General features: G+C 57.8%; 19 protein-coding genes, 2 tRNA genes and 1 riboswitch. Of the genes, 15 read left to right on the top strand and 6 right to left on the bottom strand.

The genetic code is table 11. The annotated features are described in order from the left end of the window. Nucleotides 1-20 precede the first annotated feature (20 nt). The 7 genes from Q9R35_RS03010 (at nt 21) to Q9R35_RS02980 (ending at nt 6270) form a co-directional block, all read left to right on the top strand. A complete protein-coding gene (locus Q9R35_RS03010; protein WP_042481417.1) occupies nt 21-704 on the top strand; it encodes an amino acid ABC transporter permease in 684 nt (227 codons plus the stop codon). A gap of 3 nt (nt 705-707) precedes the next feature. Then, nucleotides 708-1376 carry an amino acid ABC transporter permease gene (locus tag Q9R35_RS03005; RefSeq protein WP_042481420.1) on the top strand — a complete coding sequence of 223 codons (669 nt, stop codon included), beginning with the start codon at nt 708-710 and terminating at the stop codon, nt 1374-1376. A gap of 23 nt (nt 1377-1399) precedes the next feature. Then, a complete protein-coding gene (locus Q9R35_RS03000) occupies nt 1400-2128 on the top strand; it encodes an amino acid ABC transporter ATP-binding protein (protein WP_063690578.1) in 729 nt (242 codons plus the stop codon). Nucleotides 2129-2174: 46 nt separating this feature from the next. Next, nucleotides 2175-2975: a transporter substrate-binding domain-containing protein gene (locus Q9R35_RS02995; RefSeq protein ID WP_063690580.1), complete on the top strand. Its 801-nt coding sequence runs from the start codon at nt 2175-2177 to the stop codon at nt 2973-2975. Between the two features lie 123 nt (nt 2976-3098). Continuing rightward, a complete protein-coding gene (locus Q9R35_RS02990; protein WP_042481426.1) occupies nt 3099-3638 on the top strand; it encodes a VOC family protein in 540 nt (179 codons plus the stop codon). Between the two features lie 12 nt (nt 3639-3650). Continuing rightward, nucleotides 3651-4925: a ribulose-bisphosphate carboxylase large subunit family protein gene (locus tag Q9R35_RS02985; RefSeq protein ID WP_311219321.1), complete on the top strand. Its 1275-nt coding sequence runs from the start codon at nt 3651-3653 to the stop codon at nt 4923-4925. A 13-nt stretch (nt 4926-4938) separates the two neighbouring features. Further along, the gene (locus Q9R35_RS02980; protein WP_311219320.1) at nt 4939-6270 is read left to right on the top strand and encodes a four-carbon acid sugar kinase family protein; all 1332 of its coding nucleotides are present in this window, start codon (nt 4939-4941) and stop codon (nt 6268-6270) included. A 145-nt stretch (nt 6271-6415) separates the two neighbouring features. Here Q9R35_RS02980 and Q9R35_RS02975 read toward each other — a convergent pair. Further along, a tRNA-Leu gene (locus Q9R35_RS02975) sits at nt 6416-6500 on the bottom strand. Nucleotides 6501-6652: 152 nt separating this feature from the next. Then, a riboswitch (SAM-I-IV-variant riboswitch) is annotated at nt 6653-6746 on the top strand. 117 nt (nt 6747-6863) lie between these two features. Here Q9R35_RS02975 and Q9R35_RS02970 point away from each other — a divergent pair. Beyond that, entirely contained in the window at nt 6864-7208 is a 345-nt protein-coding gene (locus Q9R35_RS02970; RefSeq protein WP_252605113.1) for a hypothetical protein, read from the top strand. On the opposite strand, the gene Q9R35_RS02965 is transcribed toward Q9R35_RS02970, so the two are convergent. Both Q9R35_RS02965 and Q9R35_RS02960 read right to left on the bottom strand, forming a co-directional pair. Further along, on the bottom strand, nt 7205-8005 hold the full coding sequence (locus Q9R35_RS02965) for a siderophore-interacting protein (protein ID WP_045930055.1): 801 nt from the start codon (nt 8003-8005) through the stop codon (nt 7205-7207). The two genes, Q9R35_RS02970 and Q9R35_RS02965, sit on opposite strands and share 4 nt — an antisense overlap. A 2-nt stretch (nt 8006-8007) precedes the next feature. Continuing rightward, nucleotides 8008-8580: a PadR family transcriptional regulator gene (locus tag Q9R35_RS02960; RefSeq protein WP_231691416.1), complete on the bottom strand. Its 573-nt coding sequence runs from the start codon at nt 8578-8580 to the stop codon at nt 8008-8010. A gap of 161 nt (nt 8581-8741) precedes the next feature. Between Q9R35_RS02960 and Q9R35_RS02955 the strand changes: the two genes are divergently transcribed. Continuing rightward, nucleotides 8742-8826: transfer RNA gene (locus Q9R35_RS02955), tRNA-Leu, on the top strand. A 338-nt stretch (nt 8827-9164) separates the two neighbouring features. Here Q9R35_RS02955 and Q9R35_RS02950 read toward each other — a convergent pair. Together Q9R35_RS02950 and Q9R35_RS02945 are read right to left on the bottom strand one after the other, a co-directional pair. Then, complete coding sequence (locus tag Q9R35_RS02950) at nt 9165-10238, bottom strand: NAD(P)/FAD-dependent oxidoreductase (protein ID WP_125303016.1); 1074 nt, start codon at nt 10236-10238, stop codon at nt 9165-9167. Nucleotides 10239-10445: 207 nt separating this feature from the next. Further along, nucleotides 10446-11126: an A24 family peptidase gene (locus Q9R35_RS02945; RefSeq protein WP_371317323.1), complete on the bottom strand. Its 681-nt coding sequence runs from the start codon at nt 11124-11126 to the stop codon at nt 10446-10448. Between the two features lie 225 nt (nt 11127-11351). Between Q9R35_RS02945 and Q9R35_RS02940 the strand changes: the two genes are divergently transcribed. Then, nucleotides 11352-13385, top strand: a complete 2034-nt coding sequence (locus tag Q9R35_RS02940; RefSeq protein WP_042481449.1) for a DUF4139 domain-containing protein — start codon at nt 11352-11354, stop codon at nt 13383-13385. 9 nt (nt 13386-13394) lie between these two features. Here Q9R35_RS02940 and Q9R35_RS02935 read toward each other — a convergent pair whose 3' ends face one another. Further along, on the bottom strand, nt 13395-14270 hold the full coding sequence (locus Q9R35_RS02935) for a LysR substrate-binding domain-containing protein (RefSeq protein WP_042481452.1): 876 nt from the start codon (nt 14268-14270) through the stop codon (nt 13395-13397). Nucleotides 14271-14410: 140 nt separating this feature from the next. Here Q9R35_RS02935 and Q9R35_RS02930 point away from each other — a divergent pair, with 140 nt between their 5' ends. The 5 genes from Q9R35_RS02930 (at nt 14411) to Q9R35_RS02910 (ending at nt 20348) form a co-directional block, all read left to right on the top strand. After that, nucleotides 14411-15487: a putative 2-aminoethylphosphonate ABC transporter ATP-binding protein gene (locus Q9R35_RS02930; protein WP_042481457.1), complete on the top strand. Its 1077-nt coding sequence runs from the start codon at nt 14411-14413 to the stop codon at nt 15485-15487. Between the two features lie 91 nt (nt 15488-15578). Further along, nucleotides 15579-17285: a putative 2-aminoethylphosphonate ABC transporter permease subunit gene (locus Q9R35_RS02925; protein ID WP_371317324.1), complete on the top strand. Its 1707-nt coding sequence runs from the start codon at nt 15579-15581 to the stop codon at nt 17283-17285. 7 nt (nt 17286-17292) lie between these two features. Then, nucleotides 17293-18159: a phosphonoacetaldehyde hydrolase gene (phnX, locus tag Q9R35_RS02920; protein WP_042481459.1), complete on the top strand. Its 867-nt coding sequence runs from the start codon at nt 17293-17295 to the stop codon at nt 18157-18159. A 39-nt stretch (nt 18160-18198) separates the two neighbouring features. After that, entirely contained in the window at nt 18199-19218 is a 1020-nt protein-coding gene (locus Q9R35_RS02915) for a putative 2-aminoethylphosphonate ABC transporter substrate-binding protein (RefSeq protein WP_045930064.1), read from the top strand. Then, nucleotides 19218-20348, top strand: coding sequence for a TIGR03364 family FAD-dependent oxidoreductase (locus Q9R35_RS02910; protein ID WP_042481465.1), 1131 nt, complete (start codon nt 19218-19220; stop codon nt 20346-20348). The genes Q9R35_RS02915 and Q9R35_RS02910 overlap by 1 nt, the downstream gene beginning before the upstream one ends. Nucleotides 20349-20644: the final 296 nt, after the last annotated feature.

The raw sequence follows: 20644 nt of genomic DNA, 5'->3' as shown, positions 1-20644 counted from the left end.
TCGGCTCCACCCGTCCAGCCATGACTTATACCTTTGACTTTTCAAGCGTGCTGCTTCAGTGGCCGCAACTGCTGCAAGGGGCCTGGATGACAATCAAATTGTCCGTTCCGGCCACCGTGCTCGGTTTTATAGCAGGCACTTTTCTGGCCATTGGACGCCGCAGCTCATCCAGTCTAATTGCCCGCCTTTGCGGTTTCTATGTGGAGATCATCCGCAATACGCCGCTGCTGGTGCAGATTTTCCTGGTCTTTTTTGGTTTGGCCACCCTGGGTTGGAAAGTCAGCGCCTTTGGCGCGGCTCTGGCCGCCTTGGTCATCAACGTGGCGGCGTACACCTGCGAGATCATGCGCGCTGGCATGGACTCCATTCATAAAGGCCAATTGGAAGCGGCTGAATGTCTGGGCCTGACTCGCGCCCAAACTTACTGGCATGTGATTTTACTGCCCGCGCTGGAGCGTGTGTACCCGTCCTTGTGCAGCCAGTATGTACTGCTGATGCTGGCGTCGTCCGTGACCTCGCAGATTTCGGTGGAAGAACTGACGGCCATGGCCAACCATATTCAGGCCGATACCTTCCGCCCTTTCGAGGCCTACATTCTGGTCGCCGTCCTGTATCTGGCCCTGTCCTTACTGATGCGACTGGTTCTGTGGCTAAGCGGGCAACTAGTTTTTTCTCGTCAGCGTGCGCTGCGCGGCCGGAGTTAAGCCATGTTCACAAGCGGATTCAATGCCAATCATCTGAACTTCCTGCTGGAAGGTGCACTGTGGACGGTCGTGCTGTCCCTGATTTCCTTTATCGGTGGTGGACTAGGCGGTGCCCTGGTGGCCCTGGCCCGTATCAGCTCATGGCGCCCCCTGCGCTATCTAGCCATTGCGTACATTCAGATCATTCAAGGCACGCCTTTGCTGGTGATCCTGTTCCTGTCCTATTTCGGGCTCAGCATCATGGGGCTGACTCTGCCGCCGCTGGTGGCAGCCGGGCTGTCCATGACGATTTACGTCAGTGCTTACCTGGGTGAAATCTGGCGCGGCAGTATCCAGTCCGTGGCCCGAACCCAATGGGAAGCGGCTGAATGCCTGGCCCTGTCTCGCTGGCAAAGGCTGTCTCTGGTGATTCTGCCCCAGGCTGTGCGCATTGCCACACCGCCCACTGTGGGGTTCATGGTGCAAATCATCAAGAACACCTCGCTGGCGTCCATTGTGGGATTTGTGGAACTGGTGCGAGCCGGCCAGTTGATCAATAACTCGATCTTCCAGCCCTTCCTGATCTACGTGCTGATTGCAGCCCTGTATTTCGCCCTGTGCTATCCCTTGTCGGCCTGGAGCCGCCGCCTGGAGATGCGCCTGCATTTTGCCCATCGTCCGGTGCAGAAATAAGTTCGGATCGCCAAGGAGTTTTTATGTCTATCGTTGTTGAACTCAAAGACGTCTACAAAAGTTTTGGCAGCAATGCCGTCCTGAACGGTGTGTCCTTTGCCATTCCCAAAGGTCAGGTCACGGCCATTATCGGACGTAGCGGGTCAGGAAAAAGTACAGCCCTGCGCTGCATAGACCGACTGGAAATCATTGATCGTGGCCAGATCGAAGTCTGCGGCCATCAGGTCCACGACCCGGATGTGTGCCTGCGCTCGCTGCGGACCGATGTGGGCATCGTGTTCCAGAGCTATAACCTGTTCCCGCATTTAACCGTAGAGCGCAACATCATGCTGGCTCCGCAAGTCGTGCGTGGACGCAGCCGCGAAGAAGCTCGTACCATTTGCCGCCGCACCCTGGAGCAAGTGGGGCTGTCCGACAAGGCCCAGGCCTATCCGGAACAGTTATCAGGTGGTCAGCAACAACGCGTTGCCATCGCCCGTTCCTTGGCCATGGAACCCAAAGTCATGTTGTTTGACGAGGTGACCTCAGCGCTGGACCCGCAACTGACCGGCGAGGTTTTACGCGTCATTGAAAGCCTGGCGGCCGATGGCATGACCATGGTCCTGGTCACCCACGAAATGGAGTTTGCTGCCCGCGTGGCCGATGTGGTGATTTTCATGCATCAGGGGCGCGTCTGGGAGACCGGCCCCGGCGACATGCTGCGCAATCCTCAAACCCCGGAGCTGCAAGCCTTTCTGGCTCACGGTCTGTAAAGATTCTTCCCTAGCACCATAACAATATCCTGACGGAGACTGCACCATGACACTCTCGACCCTACTGCGTGCCACCATTCTGGCCCTGGGCCTGACCGGCTTGTCCGCCGCTGCCAGCGCCAATGCGCTGGACGACATCAAGGCCGCTAAAAAAATCCGCGTCGGTATCGACCTGGGCGCCCCCTTTTATGGCTATATAGACGACAAAATGCAGGCGGTAGGCTCGGATGTTGAAGCCGCCCGTTTGCTGGCCCAAGATCTGGGAGTGGAACTGGAGATCGTACAGACCACCAACTCCGCCCGCATTCCCAATCTGCTGTCCAACAAGGCCGATTTGATTATCTCTTCACTGTCGATTACGCCCGAACGCGCCAAAGCGGTCGACTTTTCCATTCCCTACGGTGCCATTCAGGCGGCCGTTGGGGCTCCCAAAGATGTGGACATTAAAGGCATGGAAGATCTGGCGGGCAAGCGTGTCGCCGTGACCCGTGGCGGCCCCCAGGACAAGCTCATCAGTGAGCGGGCACCACAAGCCAATCTGGTGCGCTTTGATGATGAAGCTGCCTCGATTACCGCCGCTGCCAGCGGTCAGACCGACATTGTGGCAATCACGCCACCCATTATCAAAGCCATTGCCGACCGCAATCCCTCGCGGCCTTTCGAGGTCAAGTTCGTGATCGAGTCCTACAAGCTGGGCATTGCCATGCGCCAGAACGAGCCTGAACTGAAAGGCTGGGTGGATGAATGGATCAAGACCAATCTGCAAAACGGCAAGCTCAATGAGATCCACCTGAAATATGCCGGTGTGCCTATTCCTGACGAAATCGTCCAGGGCGCTGGCCAGTAACGCTTAGCCGGGCAGGCACCCGGCCTCTCTCCCTATTGATAACCCTCCGACGGCAGCGCCCCGTGCCTGCCGCGGGACAGGCTGCGCCTTCGCTCAGCTGATTTACCCCTTCAGGAATTGTGTATGAGTACCTTATTTGGTGAAATCCGCCAGCTTGGCTATGTGGTGCGGGATATCGAAGCCGCCATGGACTACTGGAGTCGCCAACTGGGTGTAGGCCCCTGGTACTACAACCCCAAAGTCGGCATCAAGAATTACCAGTACCGAGGCGAATCCTACGAGCCGCACAACTCGGTCGCCCTGGCCAATTCCGGTTTTGTGCAAGTAGAACTGATTCAATGCCGCAACGATGTGCCCTCGATGTACCGGGACTTTCTGCAAGCAGGTCAACTGGGCTTGCAACACGTGGCCTACTGGACAGAAAACTACGATGCCGACCTGCAACGCGCACTGGACCATGGCTTGAACGTCGTCATGAGCGGAGAAGTTGGCGAGCGCGGTCGTTTTTGCTACTTCGATACCGAGTTTCATCCCGGTGCCGTCATTGAGCTATCCGAGGTGGCGGGCCCCAAAGGCAAGATGTTCTCCATGATCCGCGCCGCCTCCGAAAACTGGAACGGCCAGGACCCGGTACGCCCCTTCCCTGATCTGAGCACGCTATAGGTCGTAGACAGCATGAGCACTGACACTTTTCTGGCCCGTTACCTGATCGAAACTCCCCTGCCGCCCGAGCAGGTTGCCGAGGTAATCGCTGGCGAACAGTCCTGCGGCACATTTACCCGTGTTGCAGGAGAAACCGAAGAACTGCGCAAACGTGCACGAGCCACAGTAGAACGCGTGCAGAGCCTGGAAAGCGTCGCGCGGCCCAGCTTGTCCAATGCCTTGCTGGAACGAAGGGGCACCTCTGGACCCTATCAGCGAGCCTTGGTCGACATACGGTTTCCTATCGCTAATATCGGTGCCAACCTGCCTACGTTGGCGGCCTGCGTCACAGGCAATCTGTTTGATCTGGGTGAGGTAACAGGTCTGCGGCTGGAGTCGCTGGAGTTGCCGGCCTCATACCGGCGCCAGTTCGACATGCCCACATTCGGTATTGCCGGAACCCGCTCACGTACTGGTGTAGTACGCAACGCCATGGTCGGCACCATCATCAAACCCAGCGTGGGGTTGCGCACTGAGGATGTGGTGCAACTGGTGCAAACCTTGTGCGATGCCGGGGTGGACTTCATCAAGGATGATGAGGTCTGCGCCGACCCGGCCCACTCGCCTTTGCATGAGCGCATCCCTGCTGTCATGGAAGTGATACGCGCTCATGAAGAGCGCAGCGGCAAGCATGTGATGTTTGCTTTCAACATTACGGACGAAACCGATGCCATGAAACGCCACGCAGATCTGGTCGAGCGCGAAGGAGGCAGTTGCGTCATGGTCAGCCAGAACTGGGTAGGCTATTCCGCGCTGCAAACTCTGCGCCGTCACACCGGTCTGGCCTTGCATGCACATCGCAATGGCTACGGAGCCTTGTCGCGCCACCCCTTGCTGGGAATTTCGGTCAGTGCCTATCAAACCCTGTGGCGTCTGGCCGGGGCAGACCATATTCACGTACACGGACTGCAGGGGAAATTTGCACAAGCCGATCAGGAAGTGCGGGAAGCCATTGGGCATTGTCTGCATCGTCTGGACGACCAGCACGATGATCGTGTCCTTCCCGTGGTGTCTTCCGGACAATGGGCGGGAACCGTGGAAGCAACTTGGCAGGCTGCAAACAGTACCGATGTGCTGTTCATGGCAGGTGGCGGCATTCTGGCTCACCCGGCCGGAGCGCATGCAGGAGTGCTCAGTCTGCAACAGGCCTGGCAAGCAGCAGACCAAGGAATCAGCGTGCACGAACAAGCCAAAACATGCGACGAGCTGGCCCAGGCCCTGGCGTTTTTTGGCCCGAAAATGGCCTGACCGGAAAGATCTGATGACTGTATTACGCCCCGAATATGTCTGGTATGGCGACGACTTCACCGGAGCCAGTGACACCTTGGCAACCCTAAGCCAGGGCGGCGTCACCGCCATTTTGCTTTTACAAGCTCCCGGCCCCGAGCATTTGAAGAAGCTGCGCGGTATGGAAGCCATAGGGCTGGCGGGGGCGACACGCTCACTGGATTGCAAACACATCCGCAGCACCTTGAAGGCGGTCACTCCTTTCCTGGCCTCCTTGCAGCCCAAGCTATTGCATTACAAGATTTGCTCAACCTTCGACAGCAGCCCTGAAATCGGCAATATTGCCCTTGCTCTGGAATGCCTGCGCCCACTGGCTCAGGTCGCTGTCAGTCCTGTGCTGGGCGGACAAGTAAACCTGGGACGGTACTGCGTCTTTGCCACCCTGTTTGCCCAGGCCGGGCAAGACGGGCAGGTCTACCGGATTGATCGACACCCTACGATGGGATCACACCCCGTCACGCCCATGAGCGAAGCAGATTTACAGCTTCATCTGCAAGCACAGGGATTAAGAAACGTGTCCTCTTTGCCGTGGACCGAGTATCGGAAGCCGAACTACAAAGCGGACAAACAAAGCCTGCAATGGCAAGAGCAAGCCAGAGATCACGGGCACCTCCATCCCCTGCTGGATATTGCATGTGAGCAGGATATTGAATATGCCGGTGAGCTGTTGAACGAACTGAGTCGACATGGGACGGTATTAACGGCGGGTTCCAGCAGCGTGGCACAGGCTTACCTAAGTCAACGGCGCAAAACTTCCGGCCAGGCTGCTGCTGGGCTGCCCAGGAGTGCGGAGCCTGTATTGCTGTTGGTGGGAAGTCAATCGCCCGTTACTGCCCGACAAGTCGACCATTGCCAACAGGCAGACACTTTTGAGCTTGACCCCTGCGAACTGCATCACAGCCCAAGCTATGCGGCAGAGCTGCACGCAATCGTCATCGACAATATGCGCAAAGGGCGCCATACCTTGCTGCGAACAAAGCCTGCCAATCAGGACCGAACCCGCACCGCCCTGCCTGCACAGCGAGTCGCGGAAGATAGCGCGCAGTTTTTACATCATCTGGTCAAACAATTACGACTAGAGCAACGGTTGTCTCGTCTTTGCATTGCTGGCGGAGATACATCCAGCTTGAGCACCCAGGCATTGGGTATTTGGGGCCTGAGTTATCTGGGTTTAGTCAGCCCAGGCGTTGCCGCCTGCCTCTGCCATGGGGACGATGAGATTGATGGGCTGGAGCTGGTGCTTAAAGGCGGACAAATGGGCCCAGAGGATTTCTTTGATCGGGTGATTAAAGGCACCTCTTTCTGATGCGGATCACGGTTATGCATACAGCCGCCGCCAGACCTATATAAGCGACTTTGCTCGTCCTAAAACAAGGTTCAAAGCCCTTGTTTTCCGAACGCATAAAACAAAAAGCCGACCATCTTGCGATGATCGGCTTTTTGAGGAATTTTGGTGCCCAGGAGAGGACTCGAACCTCCACACCCGAAGGCACATGGACCTGAACCATGCGCGTCTACCAATTCCGCCACCTGGGCTCTGACTGCTGGATTTGTTTTTCAACGCATCTCTGCAAGACAGAAGATAACTATAGCACGAATTTTAAATAGTGCAAACTATTTCTGTATTTCTCATACCCAACAGAAATAAGCGCGGCCCTTGCACTTCATAAGAAACGCTTTTATGCTTATTGCTATATCAAGAGTTGGGGCAACCCATGCCAACCTGTGTACCCGCACAAGGTGGATTCAAGATATGGCCATCTGGCAATCAATGGGATCATCAAGACAAGAACCCGCTGCCAGCGGGTTTTTTTATGCCTGGCCCCTGCCAGGCAAAGGGTCTTTTAATCCAACTTGCTCACCCGGAAGTTCCTTCCAAGAGCTAAACAGGAGTGTTTGATGTCTGCATCGTTTTGTTATCACCTGACCTTGGAACAGCACAGCTACCGCATTGTCCTGCGCCCCGGTTGTTCCCGGCTGGCCGTTGTGTGCGAATCGCATGCGGATACGGTCGGGCATTACGAGCCGCGCTGGCTGGGTTCCAGTTGTCGCGGTGGCTATTGGGCCCGCTTCCAGCACGATATTGACAGCACCTTGTTGCTGAACATGGATGCCATTGCCCGCCTGATTGACGAACACCGTCTGGCTCATCCCGATACTGTGCTGGATACGGATTTGCAGCCCGTCCTGAAAGTAGGCGGACGCTTGCGCGCCCAGCCCTACCCTCAGCAAAAAGCCGCTTAGTCCAGACGTGGGGCATCCTCGCCCTGATCGCCTTGACGCCAGTAGCTGCTGGCCCGAATCGCGCCTTTATCCAGACCGCGTTCTTGCACCCAGTACTCGCGCAGGCTTTGAGCAATGGAATACTCTGCGGCAACCCATACATAGCCGGTACCGCTCAACTCGGGTGCGGCACGCAGTGCATCCAGAATGCCATTCAGACCCGCCAGCGAAGGAATCCAGTTCACGGTGACGTGATCCGGCGCTTCCATCGCCCCCACGGTCAGCAGATTGCGTGCCAGCACGTACACCTGCACCTTCACATTGGAAGGCAGTTCTTTCACTCGTCGCGCCATGGCCGGCACAGCGGTTTCATCGCCAATCAGGATTTGCCAATCCAGATCCTTGCTGACCAGGAAGGATCCACGCGGACCGGCCACGCCCAGCTTGTCGCCCTCTTTGGCTTGCATGGCCCATTGGCATGCCGGGCCTTCACCGTGGACCACAAAATCAATATCCATCTCAAGTTCCTGTTCACGGAACTCTCGAGGGGTGTAGTCGCGGATGGGGGGCTTTTCCTGTCCGGCGGCAAAGACCATGCCACGATCGCCCATTTGGGGCAGCCGCAGTTCTTTGGTGATCGGGTCCGGGAAAATCAGTTTGACGTGATCGTCAAAGCCGGGGGTATAAAAACCTTCCAGATCCGAGCCTTCCAGGGTGATGCGCACCATATCAGGCCCCAGTTCGCGTCGCTTCTTAACGGTCAGCAAACGCAACTTCAAGGTATGAGCAACTTTCTGCGTTAATTGTTCGGACTGCATTCTTAAGACTCCTTGGGCAAGTTCCGTATTTCGGCGATGGCTTTTTCCAGAATGGCCACCACCTCAGCCTGTCGTTCCAGACTGGCTGTTGATTGTTCAAACATGGCCTGCTTCAGGCTGTGGCGTACCTGGACAAATTCTGGCAACCAGCCTGTTTGCTCCTGTGCGGCCTTCAAATCCTCGTCGCTGTTGTGCTCGGCCAGCATTTGCCGTATCCAAACCAGCTTGCGTCCGCGATAGGTCAGGGATTGCATCAGGTAATCGCACTTTTCCTTTTGCTCTTCCAGATACGTTTGACCTTCCTTGGTCAGGCTATACATCTTGCGACGACCTTCTTCTTCGATCAGCACCCAGCCTTGCGTGGCGCAATACGCCAGGGCGGGATACACCGCGCCTGCGCTGGGCACATAGCTGTTCTGGCTAAGCTGCGCAAAGCGGCGAATCAACTGATAACCGTGAGTACTGCCCTCTTTGAGCAGAACCATCAGCATGAGCTGCATGGCCCGAGCGGAGTACTTTCGGCCCTGGCCCATATCCAGCAGCATGCGCTCGACATCCAATGTATTGAATTTCATGTTCATACTCTTATGCTATATCACACGACACACTATAATGATAATGAGAATGCCAATCAACTAGAAATTGGAATTAAATTTATCGAGCTAAAAACGCTTGCTTTACTTTGGAATTTCGTCCTATAATTTAATGCTTGAGACGGGCAGCAGCCTGAATCAAAGCCCAGGTGGCGGAATTGGTAGACGCGCATGGTTCAGGTCCATGTGCCTTCGGGTGTGGAGGTTCGAGTCCTCTCCTGGGCACCACAAATTCCTCAAAAAGCCGATCATTGCAAAATGATCGGCTTTTTGTTTTTCGTCTTCAGAAAACACAGTGTTTAAGGGCCTTGCTTGAAGGCGAAAATGATTGGCATGCAGATCCTGCGGGGATCACCTCAATGCGCCTAATCCCTCTGCTGGACACATCAACCGCCAACAGGCAGAGCTTCTGTCAGGATGCGGCCAGAAGCGCCCAGAATCAATTCCAGATGTACTGAATAACTGCCAGCCACAAAAAAGTCGAAACAAGGCTCATGCTGTTTCGGCTCTTTTTTAACTCTGACGGTGTTATAGCAAGCTATTCAGCTATCCCGCCCTCTTGGGCATCATTCCAATGCGCGATGACGGCGTTGCCAGAAAGGCTGCGCCGCGTAGCGTTGCTCCATGCCATACAAAGCGTGCTGCGAATTCAGATGACGCACCAAGCCTAGCAAATAGTCTTTCTCATAAGCACGTGCCGGCTCCGGATTGCCTTGCGTCAGGGCCACAGCAGCTTGTGCCGATTGTGATCCGCTCCACAAGGCCGTTGCCAAACCATTGGCAGCCAAAGGGTCCATGGCCGCGCCTGCATCACCGGCACGCAAGATGCGGCCTTCCACGAAGTAAGACACCGTACAGCTGGCGGCAGCGCTGACTTTAGGAGTGTGATCCGCCATCTGGCTATCCAGACCCAGGCTTTCCATACGCACCCGTGCCGCGTCGGCACAGCTCAGCAAACCGGCCCATACCGAACCATCACGACTCAAGCCATCGGGCAAAAGATCGGAGTCCGAGAACAAGGCCACCATCAAACGATGGCCAGGCATGGGGGACAAATACCACCAACCCAATTCGACGGCTTCCACCAGCGAAGCGGCCAATGGCTCGGACCCTTCGGGCAAGTCAAAGATGTGCCAGGCAGCAACCAGCCTGTCCAGACGATGACGTTCGGCGGCCGCTCCGGCGGACAGGGCGGCACGACCCGTGCAATCGATCAAGGCAGCGGCCTCCAGGCTGCTACCGTCTGCCAGCCTGGCAATCACACCCTCAGCCTGATGCTCCAGACCCAGGACGCGCGTTTGACGGATACTGACCTTCGCTTCTTTTTGTACGCGCTCAAACAGCGCCTGCTCCAGACGGGCCTTGTCCAGCAGATAGCCCTGCCCGTCCTCATCCTGCACGGTGCGCAATCCTGAGCCACCCCATACCGAAAAACGCCCTTGTGAACGTAAGGCCACCGTCTCATTCAAGCAGCTTGCCCAGCCCAGACTAGTCAACACCACGACTCCACGTTCAGACAAGGTTTCGCCAAACGAGGGTTGGGGCTCCTGGGGAGCCACTAATGTCACTTCCTGACCTTGCATGCTCAGGCGACGCGCCGCCGCTAAACCCGCCACACCGGCGCCAACAACAATAATCATGCCTTCATCCCCAGGTTCCCGCCTGCTTTGTCAGCGGGATAATGTCCATAGAACCGCGTTGTATGCCCACATCAAGCGCGGGCGGAACTCCCGCCAGCCCGATGGGCCCCGGACGTTTTACCACGACTCCTATCCAAGACCAAACCACCCGGCGTCGAATTAAGCCATTCGCACAAGATCGAAAATGTAGAAAAACCGAGGCATTGTTTACAGAATGCGAGGCAGGGAAAACAGCATGACCCAGCCTCCCAGAACCAGATAAGGGCCAAAATGAATCGCCTGCCCGACTTGCAGACGCCCGCCAAGGCGCAAGACCAAAGCCGCCAGCAAACCCAGCAGGGAGGCTGCCAACAGAATCCCCGGCAAGGCGGCGGCTCCCAGCCACGCTCCCAACGCGGCCAGCAATTTGAAGTCGCCATAGCCCATACCCGCACGCCCGGTCAGCAACAAGAACACATGATTCAACAGCCACAGCAGGCCGTAACCCAGTGCTGCGCCAATCACGGCCAAAGGCAGGCTGCTGAAGGTGTGATCCAGGTTGACCAGCAAACCCAGCCACAGCAAGGGTAAAGTCAGGCGATCGGGCAGATAGCCGGTCTCCGCGTCAATCCAGGCCAGCAAGGCCGTCCCGGCGATCAACACGCAAGCCGCCGCTGCCGCTGGTGTCAGTTGCCAGCGCCAACCGGCCCAGAGCATCAGAACCAGGGCCAGACTCTGGCATACCCATCCCCATTGACGATGGACACGCGACGAACGCCCGGCCAGTTCAGGCTCCAGTTCTATGGGCAAGCTCCAGGACAAGCGTCGGGCAGGCCAGAAAAAACAAACCGCCAAAACCAGAGCAAGCCCCATTCCCGCCCAGGCATTGCCCCACGACGTCCACATCATATTGATCCTTCACCGGGTTAATAAACGCGCGCCTGCACAGGCCACGCTGCCCAAATCCTAGCAGAGCCTTGCGTGCTTTTGATGACGTAAGCATTTTTTGCTCCAGGGGGAGCAAAGCGGGATCATGGCATTTTTTTGTTACCCGAATGACAGACAGAGCCCAGCAAGGCTAGGCATAATGCGCTTCACACCTTTGTTTCGCTTACGGATGAATAAGGAAGCGCTATGAACCACTTTGTGCCCCACGCTGCGCGTACACCTCGACTGCGCTCTTTGACCGGCGCCCTGCTCCTGGTCTGGATGGGCTCGGCAGCCAGTACCGCCTGGGCCCAGCAGATCGAGTCCATTACCTTATCCAGCGCCGGTATGGCCGAGATCGAGCGACAAATCCCCATTTCCGACGCGGGCACTGCCCAGTTGCGTGTCCCCCTGACCCAGGTCGATGACATTCTGAAAACCCTGATGGCTGTCGACGGCAAGAACCGCATCGAATCCCTGACGCTATCCGGTTTGGCCCCGCTGAAAGAAAGCTTTGACAGCCTGCCCTTCTCGGCCAAAGACCTGCGCTCGCCCGCTACCCTGGCGCAGGCCCTGCGCGGCCAGCAAGTCAGCGCCAGTTCGCAGGGTCGTCTGGTACGAGGTGCCGTTCTGGGCGTGCAAGCAACCGCCGCCACCAACGAACGCCCCGCCCAGGCCATCTTGAGCGTGCTGACTGAGCAAGGCCAGATCCAGACCCTGGAGCTGGGCCCGGATACCAGTCTGGAGATTCTGGATAAAACCTTGCAGCAGCAATTGCAGCAGGCCACCCAAGTGCTGGCAGGCCAAAGCAATCAGCAATCGCGTGATATTCAGCTGGTCCTGAACAAGACCGATACCCAGACAGCGCGCCTGTCTTACCTGATTCCCGCACCGGTCTGGAAAAGCTCCTATCGCCTGATGATGCAGGACGGCAAGGCCCGCCTGCAGGCCTGGGCCATTTTTGAGAACACCAGCGGCGAAGACTGGAAGGATGTGAAAGTCACCCTCAGCTCCGGTTCGCCAGTGATGCTGCGCCAGCGTCTGCTGGAGCGGTACTGGAACGAACGTCCCGAACTGCCGGTTGCAGTAGGCAGCTCCATCGCCCCGCAAGCGGACACCCAAGCCACGGTCAGCGCGAATCAAGCTCGCAAAGCAACTGGCGCCGCCATGCGTGCCCGCATGGCTCCAGCCGCCCCCGCTCCCATCATGATGGAAAGCGCGGCGTACGCGGCCGATAGCAGCATGGCCAAACAGTGGGCTGCGGGCGGCGCGGGTGCCAGCACCCAGGCACAGGAAGGGCTGACTCAAGTACGCTTCACGCTGCCTCAGACGCTGAGCGTCCCCACAGGCCAAACTGTATCGGTGCCTTTTATCGATACGTCTTTGCAAGCCGAATCGCTGTCGGTTTACCGCAGCGGCCAGGCAGGTGATCACCCCACCGCCGCTATCTGGGTCAACAATGAACAGGCCAACAGCCTGCCACCAGGCATTATCACGGTCTTCAATGAACAGGACGGCCATGTGGGTGACGCGGAGCTGGCCGGCCTGCCTGCTGGCGAGCAGCGCCTGATCTACTTTGCCCAGGACAGCAAAGTGCAGATCCGCGAAGAGCAGACGGATGAATATCGCCTGAGCAAAACCCGCGTGACGGACGGCGTAGCTCGTTCGGAATGGACACGCTTGCAGAACTTCCGCTATGAGATCAAAGCCCCGGCCGATGAAGATCGTACCGTGCTGATCCAGTTGCCCCGTCAGGACGGCTGGACGCTCAAATCGGATGCGCACGATAGCGACACGGCCCAGGAGCACCGCCTGAAAGTGAAGGTTGCCAAAGGCAAGACAGTCACTGTCACCGCCCAGCTGAGCCTGCAGGACCATGTGGAACTGCGTCTGGAAGAAATCGACGAGAACATGCTGCTGCAATGGCGTGGCAACGGTGAGGACAGCGCGCAGCAAGCCAAGATGGACAAGCTGATTGAGCTGCGTCGTCAACTGAGCCAGGCCCAGCAGGCTCAAAACCAGGCCGTCGAGCGCCTGAACGAAACCGTGGCCGAACAGGAGCGCATCCGCGCCAACCTGGCAGCAGTCAGTGCCCAAAGCACCTTAGGGCAGCGCTTTAGCGAGCAACTGGCCCAGCAGGAAGACCAGATTGCCAGCCAGCGCAAAGCCGTTCAGGAACAGCGCGACGCCGTGCAAAAAGCCCGTCAGGCTTTTGAAAAGGGTCTGGCCGAACTGGCTTGATCCCGGTCCTTATGCCGGTGCAGGCAACTCGGCCTGCACCTGCTCCAGAAACGCGCGTATGGCATGGCCCTGCGCGCGTTCTTTCAGGCAGTACACGAACTCGCTCAAATGAGCCGACACATCACTCAGCGGCAAGCTGATGATGTCCGGATGCGCAGGCACCTCGCGCAAGGGCAGCAAGCTGGCTCCCATGCCACATACCACCCCCCACCCTATCGCCTCCCGGCTGCCTATTTCCAGAATCTGGCCTGGTTCCTGCCCGGCCTGACGAAACACTTGATGACACAGTTCCCGCGTCATGGAACCTTGCTCGCGCATCAAGATGGGATAGCGACACAAATCCATAATGCGTACACGCTGACGGTTTGCCAAAGGATGGTCCACCCGCAGCACAGCGACCAGAGGATCGGAGGCCAGCAGCAGGCGCACCAGGCGCGCGTCATCAACTAAAGCAGAGGACGCGATTACGTCCAGTTGATAGTCATGCAGGGCCCCCAGAACCCGTTGCGAGTTATCAATGCTCAAACGCATCTTCACGCCGGGGTAGGCCTGATGAAAATTCCGTAATACCGCCATGATGTAATACGGCCCGGTTGCGCCTACGCGCAATATGCCACTTTTCAGATCGCGCAGATCGCGCAAGCTGAAATCGATCTGCGCGGCCTGCTGCATCAACTGCTCGACCTGGGGCAGGAGCCGTTCCCCTTGCTGGCTCAAGTACACACCCTTGCCTTGCCTATAGAACAGCTCCACGCCATAGCGGGTTTCCAGCTGCCGCAGATGCGACGTCACCGTGGGTTGGCTGATCCCCAGTTGCTGGGCAGCCTTGGTAATAGAGCCACAATGGGCGGTGGCGTGAAAGGACTTCAGTTCCAGAGCCAGCATGCTGTCGCTCTCCTTGCTAAGACTCAAAGCCCAAATTATCCGATTCTCGTATTACAGAAATTAGTTGTACTGTCATAGGGCCGCCATATACGACTCCCATACTGACGTTCATGACATTCATGACAAGTCGGAACCCCGGGATGAGCGCCAAGCCTGCATTTTTAACCATACAAGGACTGCACAAGCAGTTCGGCTCCTTTACTGCTCTGGACCAGGTCAGCCTGGATATACAAGCCGGCGAGCTGGTGTGTTTGCTGGGCCCCTCGGGCTGCGGAAAAACCACCTTGCTGCGCTGCATTGCCGGGCTGCAACAGGCCGATCAAGGCAGCATCGTAATGGCAGGCCGTGACATTACCCACCTGCCGCCCCAACAGCGTGACTACGGCATCTTGTTTCAGTCCTACGCGCTGTTTCCTAACCTGACCGTCGCCCAGAACATTGCCTACGGCCTGTCCCCACGCAAGAACCTGGCCTCCCAAGTGCGTCAGCGCGTATCCGAAATGCTGGATCTGGTGGGCCTGTCCGGTTCGGAAAACAAATATCCGGCTCAGTTGTCCGGAGGCCAGCAACAACGCGTGGCCCTGGCCCGTGCACTGGCTCCCTCACCATCACTGCTCTTGCTGGATGAGCCCATGTCGGCTCTGGACGCCCAGGTACGTGAGCGTCTGCGCAGCGAGCTGCGTGCCTTGCAAAAACAACTGTCCATTACGACCCTGATGGTCACGCACGATCAGGAAGAGGCCATGGTCATGGCTGACCGTATCGCCGTCATGGACAAAGGCCGTCTGGTGCAGTTTGATCGCCCCCAGGCCTTGTACCGCGCTCCTGCCGATCCGTTTGTGGCAGGCTTTGTGGGTGAAGCCAACTGGCTGCCCTTTACCCCCCTGCACGATTGCTCGGTACTGGTAGAGCGTGTCCGGCTGGACTTGAGCCAGGAAGCGCCCACAAGTGCCGGACGCCTTTTCATTCGTCCTGAAAACATTCGTGTGCTGGACAACAACAGCCCCGCCCCTGTCACCAATACCTTTTTGGCCGACATTGTGGATGGCATCTTTCTGGGCCGCCACTACAAGCTGACGCTGCGCCCCGAAGGCATGGACGGTCTGACCGTACAGGCCATCGTCAACCCTGAGCAGGGCGATCGCCTGCTTGATCCCTTGGCCGCGCGTCGCTGCCGCATCCAGCTTCCCAGCGAGGCGCTGCATGCCCACCACTGATTCCGTACCACAGCCTGGCGCTATCCCCCTGACCTCCACCAGCCTGTATGGCCTGCCTGTTGTTGAAACCAGTGTGAAGAACCATCCCCTGATCCGTCCCGTGCTGCCTGTCTGGATAGGCTCGGCAGCACGACGTGCCTTGTTGATTGCCCTGTTTGCCCTGCTGGTCCTGTTCCTGGCCCTGCCCATGCTGTTTATCCTGCTGCGCGCCATTCAGGACAGCGACGGGCAACTCGTGGGCCTGGGTCAGTTCTGGTCCATTATCAGTGCCCCCGGCTTCATGTCCATGGTGGGTCGCAGCGTGCTGGTTGGCATGACCACCTTGCTTATCGTCATCCCCGCTGCCTATGCCTTTGCCTTTGCCCTGCAACGCTGCTGCATACGTGGCGCAGGTCTGTTCCGTGCCTTGGGTTTACTGCCCTTGCTGGCACCCTCCTTGATGCCAGGCTTGTCCTTGATTTACTTGTTCGGCAATCAGGGCTTGCTGCGCCACTGGTTGGGCGGTGAAACGATTTATGGTTTCTGGGGCATTGTGCTGGGCGAAGCTTTCTACACTTTCCCCCATGCCTTGATGATTCTGAGCACAGGTCTGGCTCTGGCCGATGCCCGTCTGTATGACGCGGCCCGAGCCATGGGCGCGAACTCCTTGCGTCGTTTCCTGACAGTGACGCTGCCCGCCAGCCGTTATGCCGTTTTTTCTGCCGCTTGCCTGGTCTTTACGCTGACCGTCACCGACTTCGGTGTACCCAAGGTCGTGGGTGGCTCCTACAACGTGCTGGCCATGGAAGCCTATAAAGCCGTGGTCGGTCAGTTGCAGTTCTCCAAAGGCGCTGCCATTGGCGTGCTGCTGCTGATTCCCGCTGTGCTGACTTTCTTTCTGGATCGCCACCTGCGGGCTCGTGCCCGTGGTCAGGCCCAAGGATCGCTAAGCGCCTACTCGCCCCTGCCACATCGTCAGCGCGACCGTTACTTCACCGCGGTGCTGGTTCTGGTGTCCCTGGCCATTCTGACGATTGTGGGCATGGCGGTCTGGGCCTCATTGATCAAATTCTGGCCTTACAACCTGAGCCTGTCTCTGAAGTCCTATGACTTCAACAATATGGACGGTGGCGGCTGGCTGGCCTGGCGCAACAGTCTGACCATGGCCTTGTTTACCGCCATTCTGGGGTCGGCCCTGATCTTCCTGGGTGCCTGGGTGCTGGAAAAGCTGCCCGCTCGGGGTCAGTCCGAAAAAGGCTTGTACGGCGTGCTGCAGATGCTGGCGCTGGCCCCCATGGCCATTCCCGGTCTGGTGCTGGGCCTGGGCTACATCTTCTTTTTCAATCACCCCGAGAACCCCTTGGCGGGCCTGTACGGCTCCATGACCTTGCTGGTGCTGTGTACCGTCATCCACCTGTACACCAGCGCTCATCTGAACTTTGTGACGGCCTTGAAGGCCATTCCCGCCGAGCTGGAAGCCGCCGCCGCCTCTCTGAAAGCGCCACGCCTGTCCACCTTGATGGGTGTGACTGTGCCGCTGTGCCTGCCTGCCCTGCTCTCGGTTTCGCGCTACCTGTTTGTCTCGGCCATGACAACCGTGTCTGCCGTGGTCTTTCTGTACAGCCCGCAAACTGTGCTGGCCTCGGTAGCGGTCATGAATATGGATGATGCCGGCTTTATTGGCCCGGCTGCCGCCATGTGTACGGTCATCATGCTCAGCTCCGGTTTTGTCTGCCTGCTGGTTCATGTGCTCAGCCGCGCGGCCTTGCGTCGCAGCCAGGCCTGGCGCTCCTCCTCTTCCCTTTCCCCAACCCGATAGGACCGCAATGCCATCCCCAACTTGCGCGAATACGCCACTTGATACGCCACGCTCCCAGGCCCCGCGCCTTGAAGCCCTGATTTTTGACTGGGCCGGCACGCTGGTGGATTTTGGCTCTTTTGCCCCAACCCAAATTCTGGTGGAAGCCTTCAAATGCTTTGACCTGACCCTGAACCTGGACCAGGCCCGCAGCGCCATGGGCATCGGCAAATGGGACCATATCAAAGCCATGCTGGAGCTGCCTGAAGTACATGCCCAGTTCATGGCCCTGCACGAGCGTGAGCCCGATGACAGCGATGTGGACCGTATCTACAACACCTTCCTGCCCATGCAAAACGAGCGCGTGGGCGAATTTTCCGCCGCCATTCCCGGTGCGCGCGAAACGCTGTCCTGGGCACGTCGCCAAGGTCTGAAAATTGGCTCCTGCTCCGGCTACCCGCGTCTGGTGCTGGACAACCTGCTGCAACACGCACACCGCCAGCAAGTGCTGGTGGACTACCACGTCGCCTTTGATGAAGTCCCGCAAGCACGTCCCTGGCCTGCCATGGCACTGGAAAACGTCATTCGTCTGGAAATCACGAATGTCGGTGCTTGCGTAAAGATTGACGATACCCCGGTCGGCATCGAAGAAGGCCGCAATGCCGGCATGTGGACCGTGGGCTTGCTGCTCTCGGGCAATGCCGCCGGTCTGACCGAACTGGAGTTTCTGGCTCTGGACGAGGAAAGCCGCCAGACCCTGCGCGATCGCGCAGCAGCCACCTTTGCCCATGCCCAGCCCCACTACCTGATTGATACCGTTGCCCAACTGCCCGCCGTGATTGAACAAATCACCGAGCGCATGGCCCAGGGCGAATGCCCTGCCGACTCTCTCTAACCCCCCACCCCCCTTTTGCTGTCACAAGGACACTTCTCCATGAAAACCATTGTTCTGAGCTCCTTGGCTGCCGCTTTGATGGGCGCCGCCTCCCTGGCCCAAGCGGCCACCACCCTGACGGTGTACACCGCACTGGAAGCCGATCAGCTCAAGGCCTACCAGGCTGCTTTCGAAAAAGAGAATCCCGATATCAAGATCCAGTGGGTGCGCGACTCCACTGGCATCATTACCGCCAAGCTGCTGGCTGAAAAGAACAACCCGAAAGCGGACGCGATCTGGGGTCTGGCCGGTTCCTCGCTAGGCTTGATGGCCAGCCAGAACATGCTGCAGCCCTACGCCCCCAAGGGCCTGGAAAAAATCGACGCCAAAATGCGCGACCAGAACAACCCACCCAGCTGGGTCGGCATGAACGGCTACGCAGCAGCACTGTGCGTCAACACCGTCGAACTGGAAAAGAACAAGCTGCCCATGCCTACGTCCTGGGAAGATCTGACCAAGCCTGAGTACGCTGGCAAGATCGTCATGCCTAACCCGGCCTCCTCGGGCACCGGCTTTCTGGACGTGAGCGCCTGGCTGCAACTGTTCGGTGAAGACAAGGGTTGGGCCTTTATGGACGGTCTGCACAAGAACATCGGCGCCTACACCCACTCCGGCTCCAAGCCTTGCAACATGGCTGCCGCGGGCGAATACACGATTGGCGTGTCCTTTGACTACCGTGGTGCTCGCCTGAAAGAAGAAGGCGCTCCCCTGGAACTGGTATTCCCTAAAGAAGGCCTGGGCTGGGAAATTGAAGCCACTGGCATCATGAAAGGCACCAAGAACCTGGAAGCCGCCCAGAAACTGGCTGACTTCTCGGCCAGCGAAGCAGCCAACCACCTGTACAAGACCAACTTTGCGGTCCTGGCCATTCCGTCCATCGCCACCGCCAACCCGCACCTGCCAGCAGACCTGAATCAGCGTCTGATCGACAACAACTTCGTCTGGGCCGCTGAAAACCGCGAGCGCATCATCGAAGAATGGACCAAGCGTTACGACGGTAAATCGGAAGCCAAGAAGTAATGAGCACACAACACTACGATGTCATCGTGGTGGGGGGCGGCATCCTGGGCATGGCACATGCCTGGGCGGCTGCCCGCCGCAAGCTGAGCGTGGCTGTGCTCGAGCGCAGTCACCAGGCCCAAGGCGCCACCATACGTAATTTCGGTCAGGTTCTGGTCACAGGCCAGGCACCGGGCATCATGATGGATCTGGCTCGCCAAAGCCGCGGTCTGTGGCTGGAACTGGCTGCCCAAGCCGGTTTTCATGTACGCAGCAATGGCTCGCTGGTACTGGCCCGCAATCATCTGGAACTGGAACTGCTGGAAGACTTTGCCCAGGGCCGTGCCCAAGATGAAAACGTTGCCTGCAAAATGCTGAACGGCAAGGAGCTGGCCGCCTTGTTTGATGGCCGCCTGGGGCATCACCACGGGGCACTGCAAGGTTTTGACGATTTGCAGATCTACTCGCGCGACGCCCTGCCCGCCATCACCAGCAGCCTGCAAGCCATGGGAGTGGACGTGTACACGCAAGCGCATGTGCACTACGCCCAGGAAGGTCAGGTACATAGCAGTGCGGGCACCTTCACGGCCAACAGCATTTTTGTGTGCCCCGGTCATGACTACAGCAGCCTGCATCGCAAACTGCTCGATACCGTCAAACCGTCGGTAACTCGTCTGCAAATGCTGAAAGTACGTGCGCAAGATACAGGCTGGGCTTTGGACCGTCCTTTGCTGACGGGCTTGTCCTGCCTGCACTACGGCGCCTTTAGCGATCTGCCGTTGGCAGACACGCTGCGCGAGCAGGTACAGAAACGTCACGGTGTACTGCTGGATCAAGGCATTCATTTGCTGATCAGCCCCACCCCGGACGGGGATCTGATTATTGGTGATTCGCACGACTACGGTCAGCAAGCCAGCCCATTCAATCAGGAAGAAACAGACCAGTACTTGCTGGCTCTGGCAGAAACCGTGCTGGGCTGCCCGGTGCAGGTGCTGCAACGCTGGCAAGGGGTGTATGGCGCGAAAGGACCTGCTCCATTTTCTGTCTTGCAGGCAGATGGCAGCACGCAAGTTACCGTCATGCACACCGGCTTGGGGATGACCACGGGTTTGGCTATTGGCGAACGCAATATCGCGGCTCGCTACGATTGATTGCAGGACATGGATGGTTAGGCAAGCAGATCAGCTTTGACCTAGCCAGCAAGAGTGCAAAAACGCGCAGCCCAGGCTGCGCGTTTTTCTTTTCCTAAAGCGTGTGTCTGGATGGCAGAATCCAAGCCCAAAAAATAGAGCGAATCAATGCATCTTCTTACGGGGAATTTCTCATGAGAAACCCAATAGAGTGGAATAAAATACGCCACACGATAGGCCAGAACGAGCGCTCGTTAGCTTTAGCAATCCACACAGCCAGGCCGCCCCACTACCTTGTCGCGATTGGTGATGAAACC

The sequence above is a fragment of the Alcaligenes sp. AB3 genome (assembly GCF_031844565.1).
Classification (GTDB): domain Bacteria; phylum Pseudomonadota; class Gammaproteobacteria; order Burkholderiales; family Burkholderiaceae_B; genus Alcaligenes; species Alcaligenes faecalis.
This window is presented reverse-complemented; position numbering and strand designations above follow the sequence as displayed.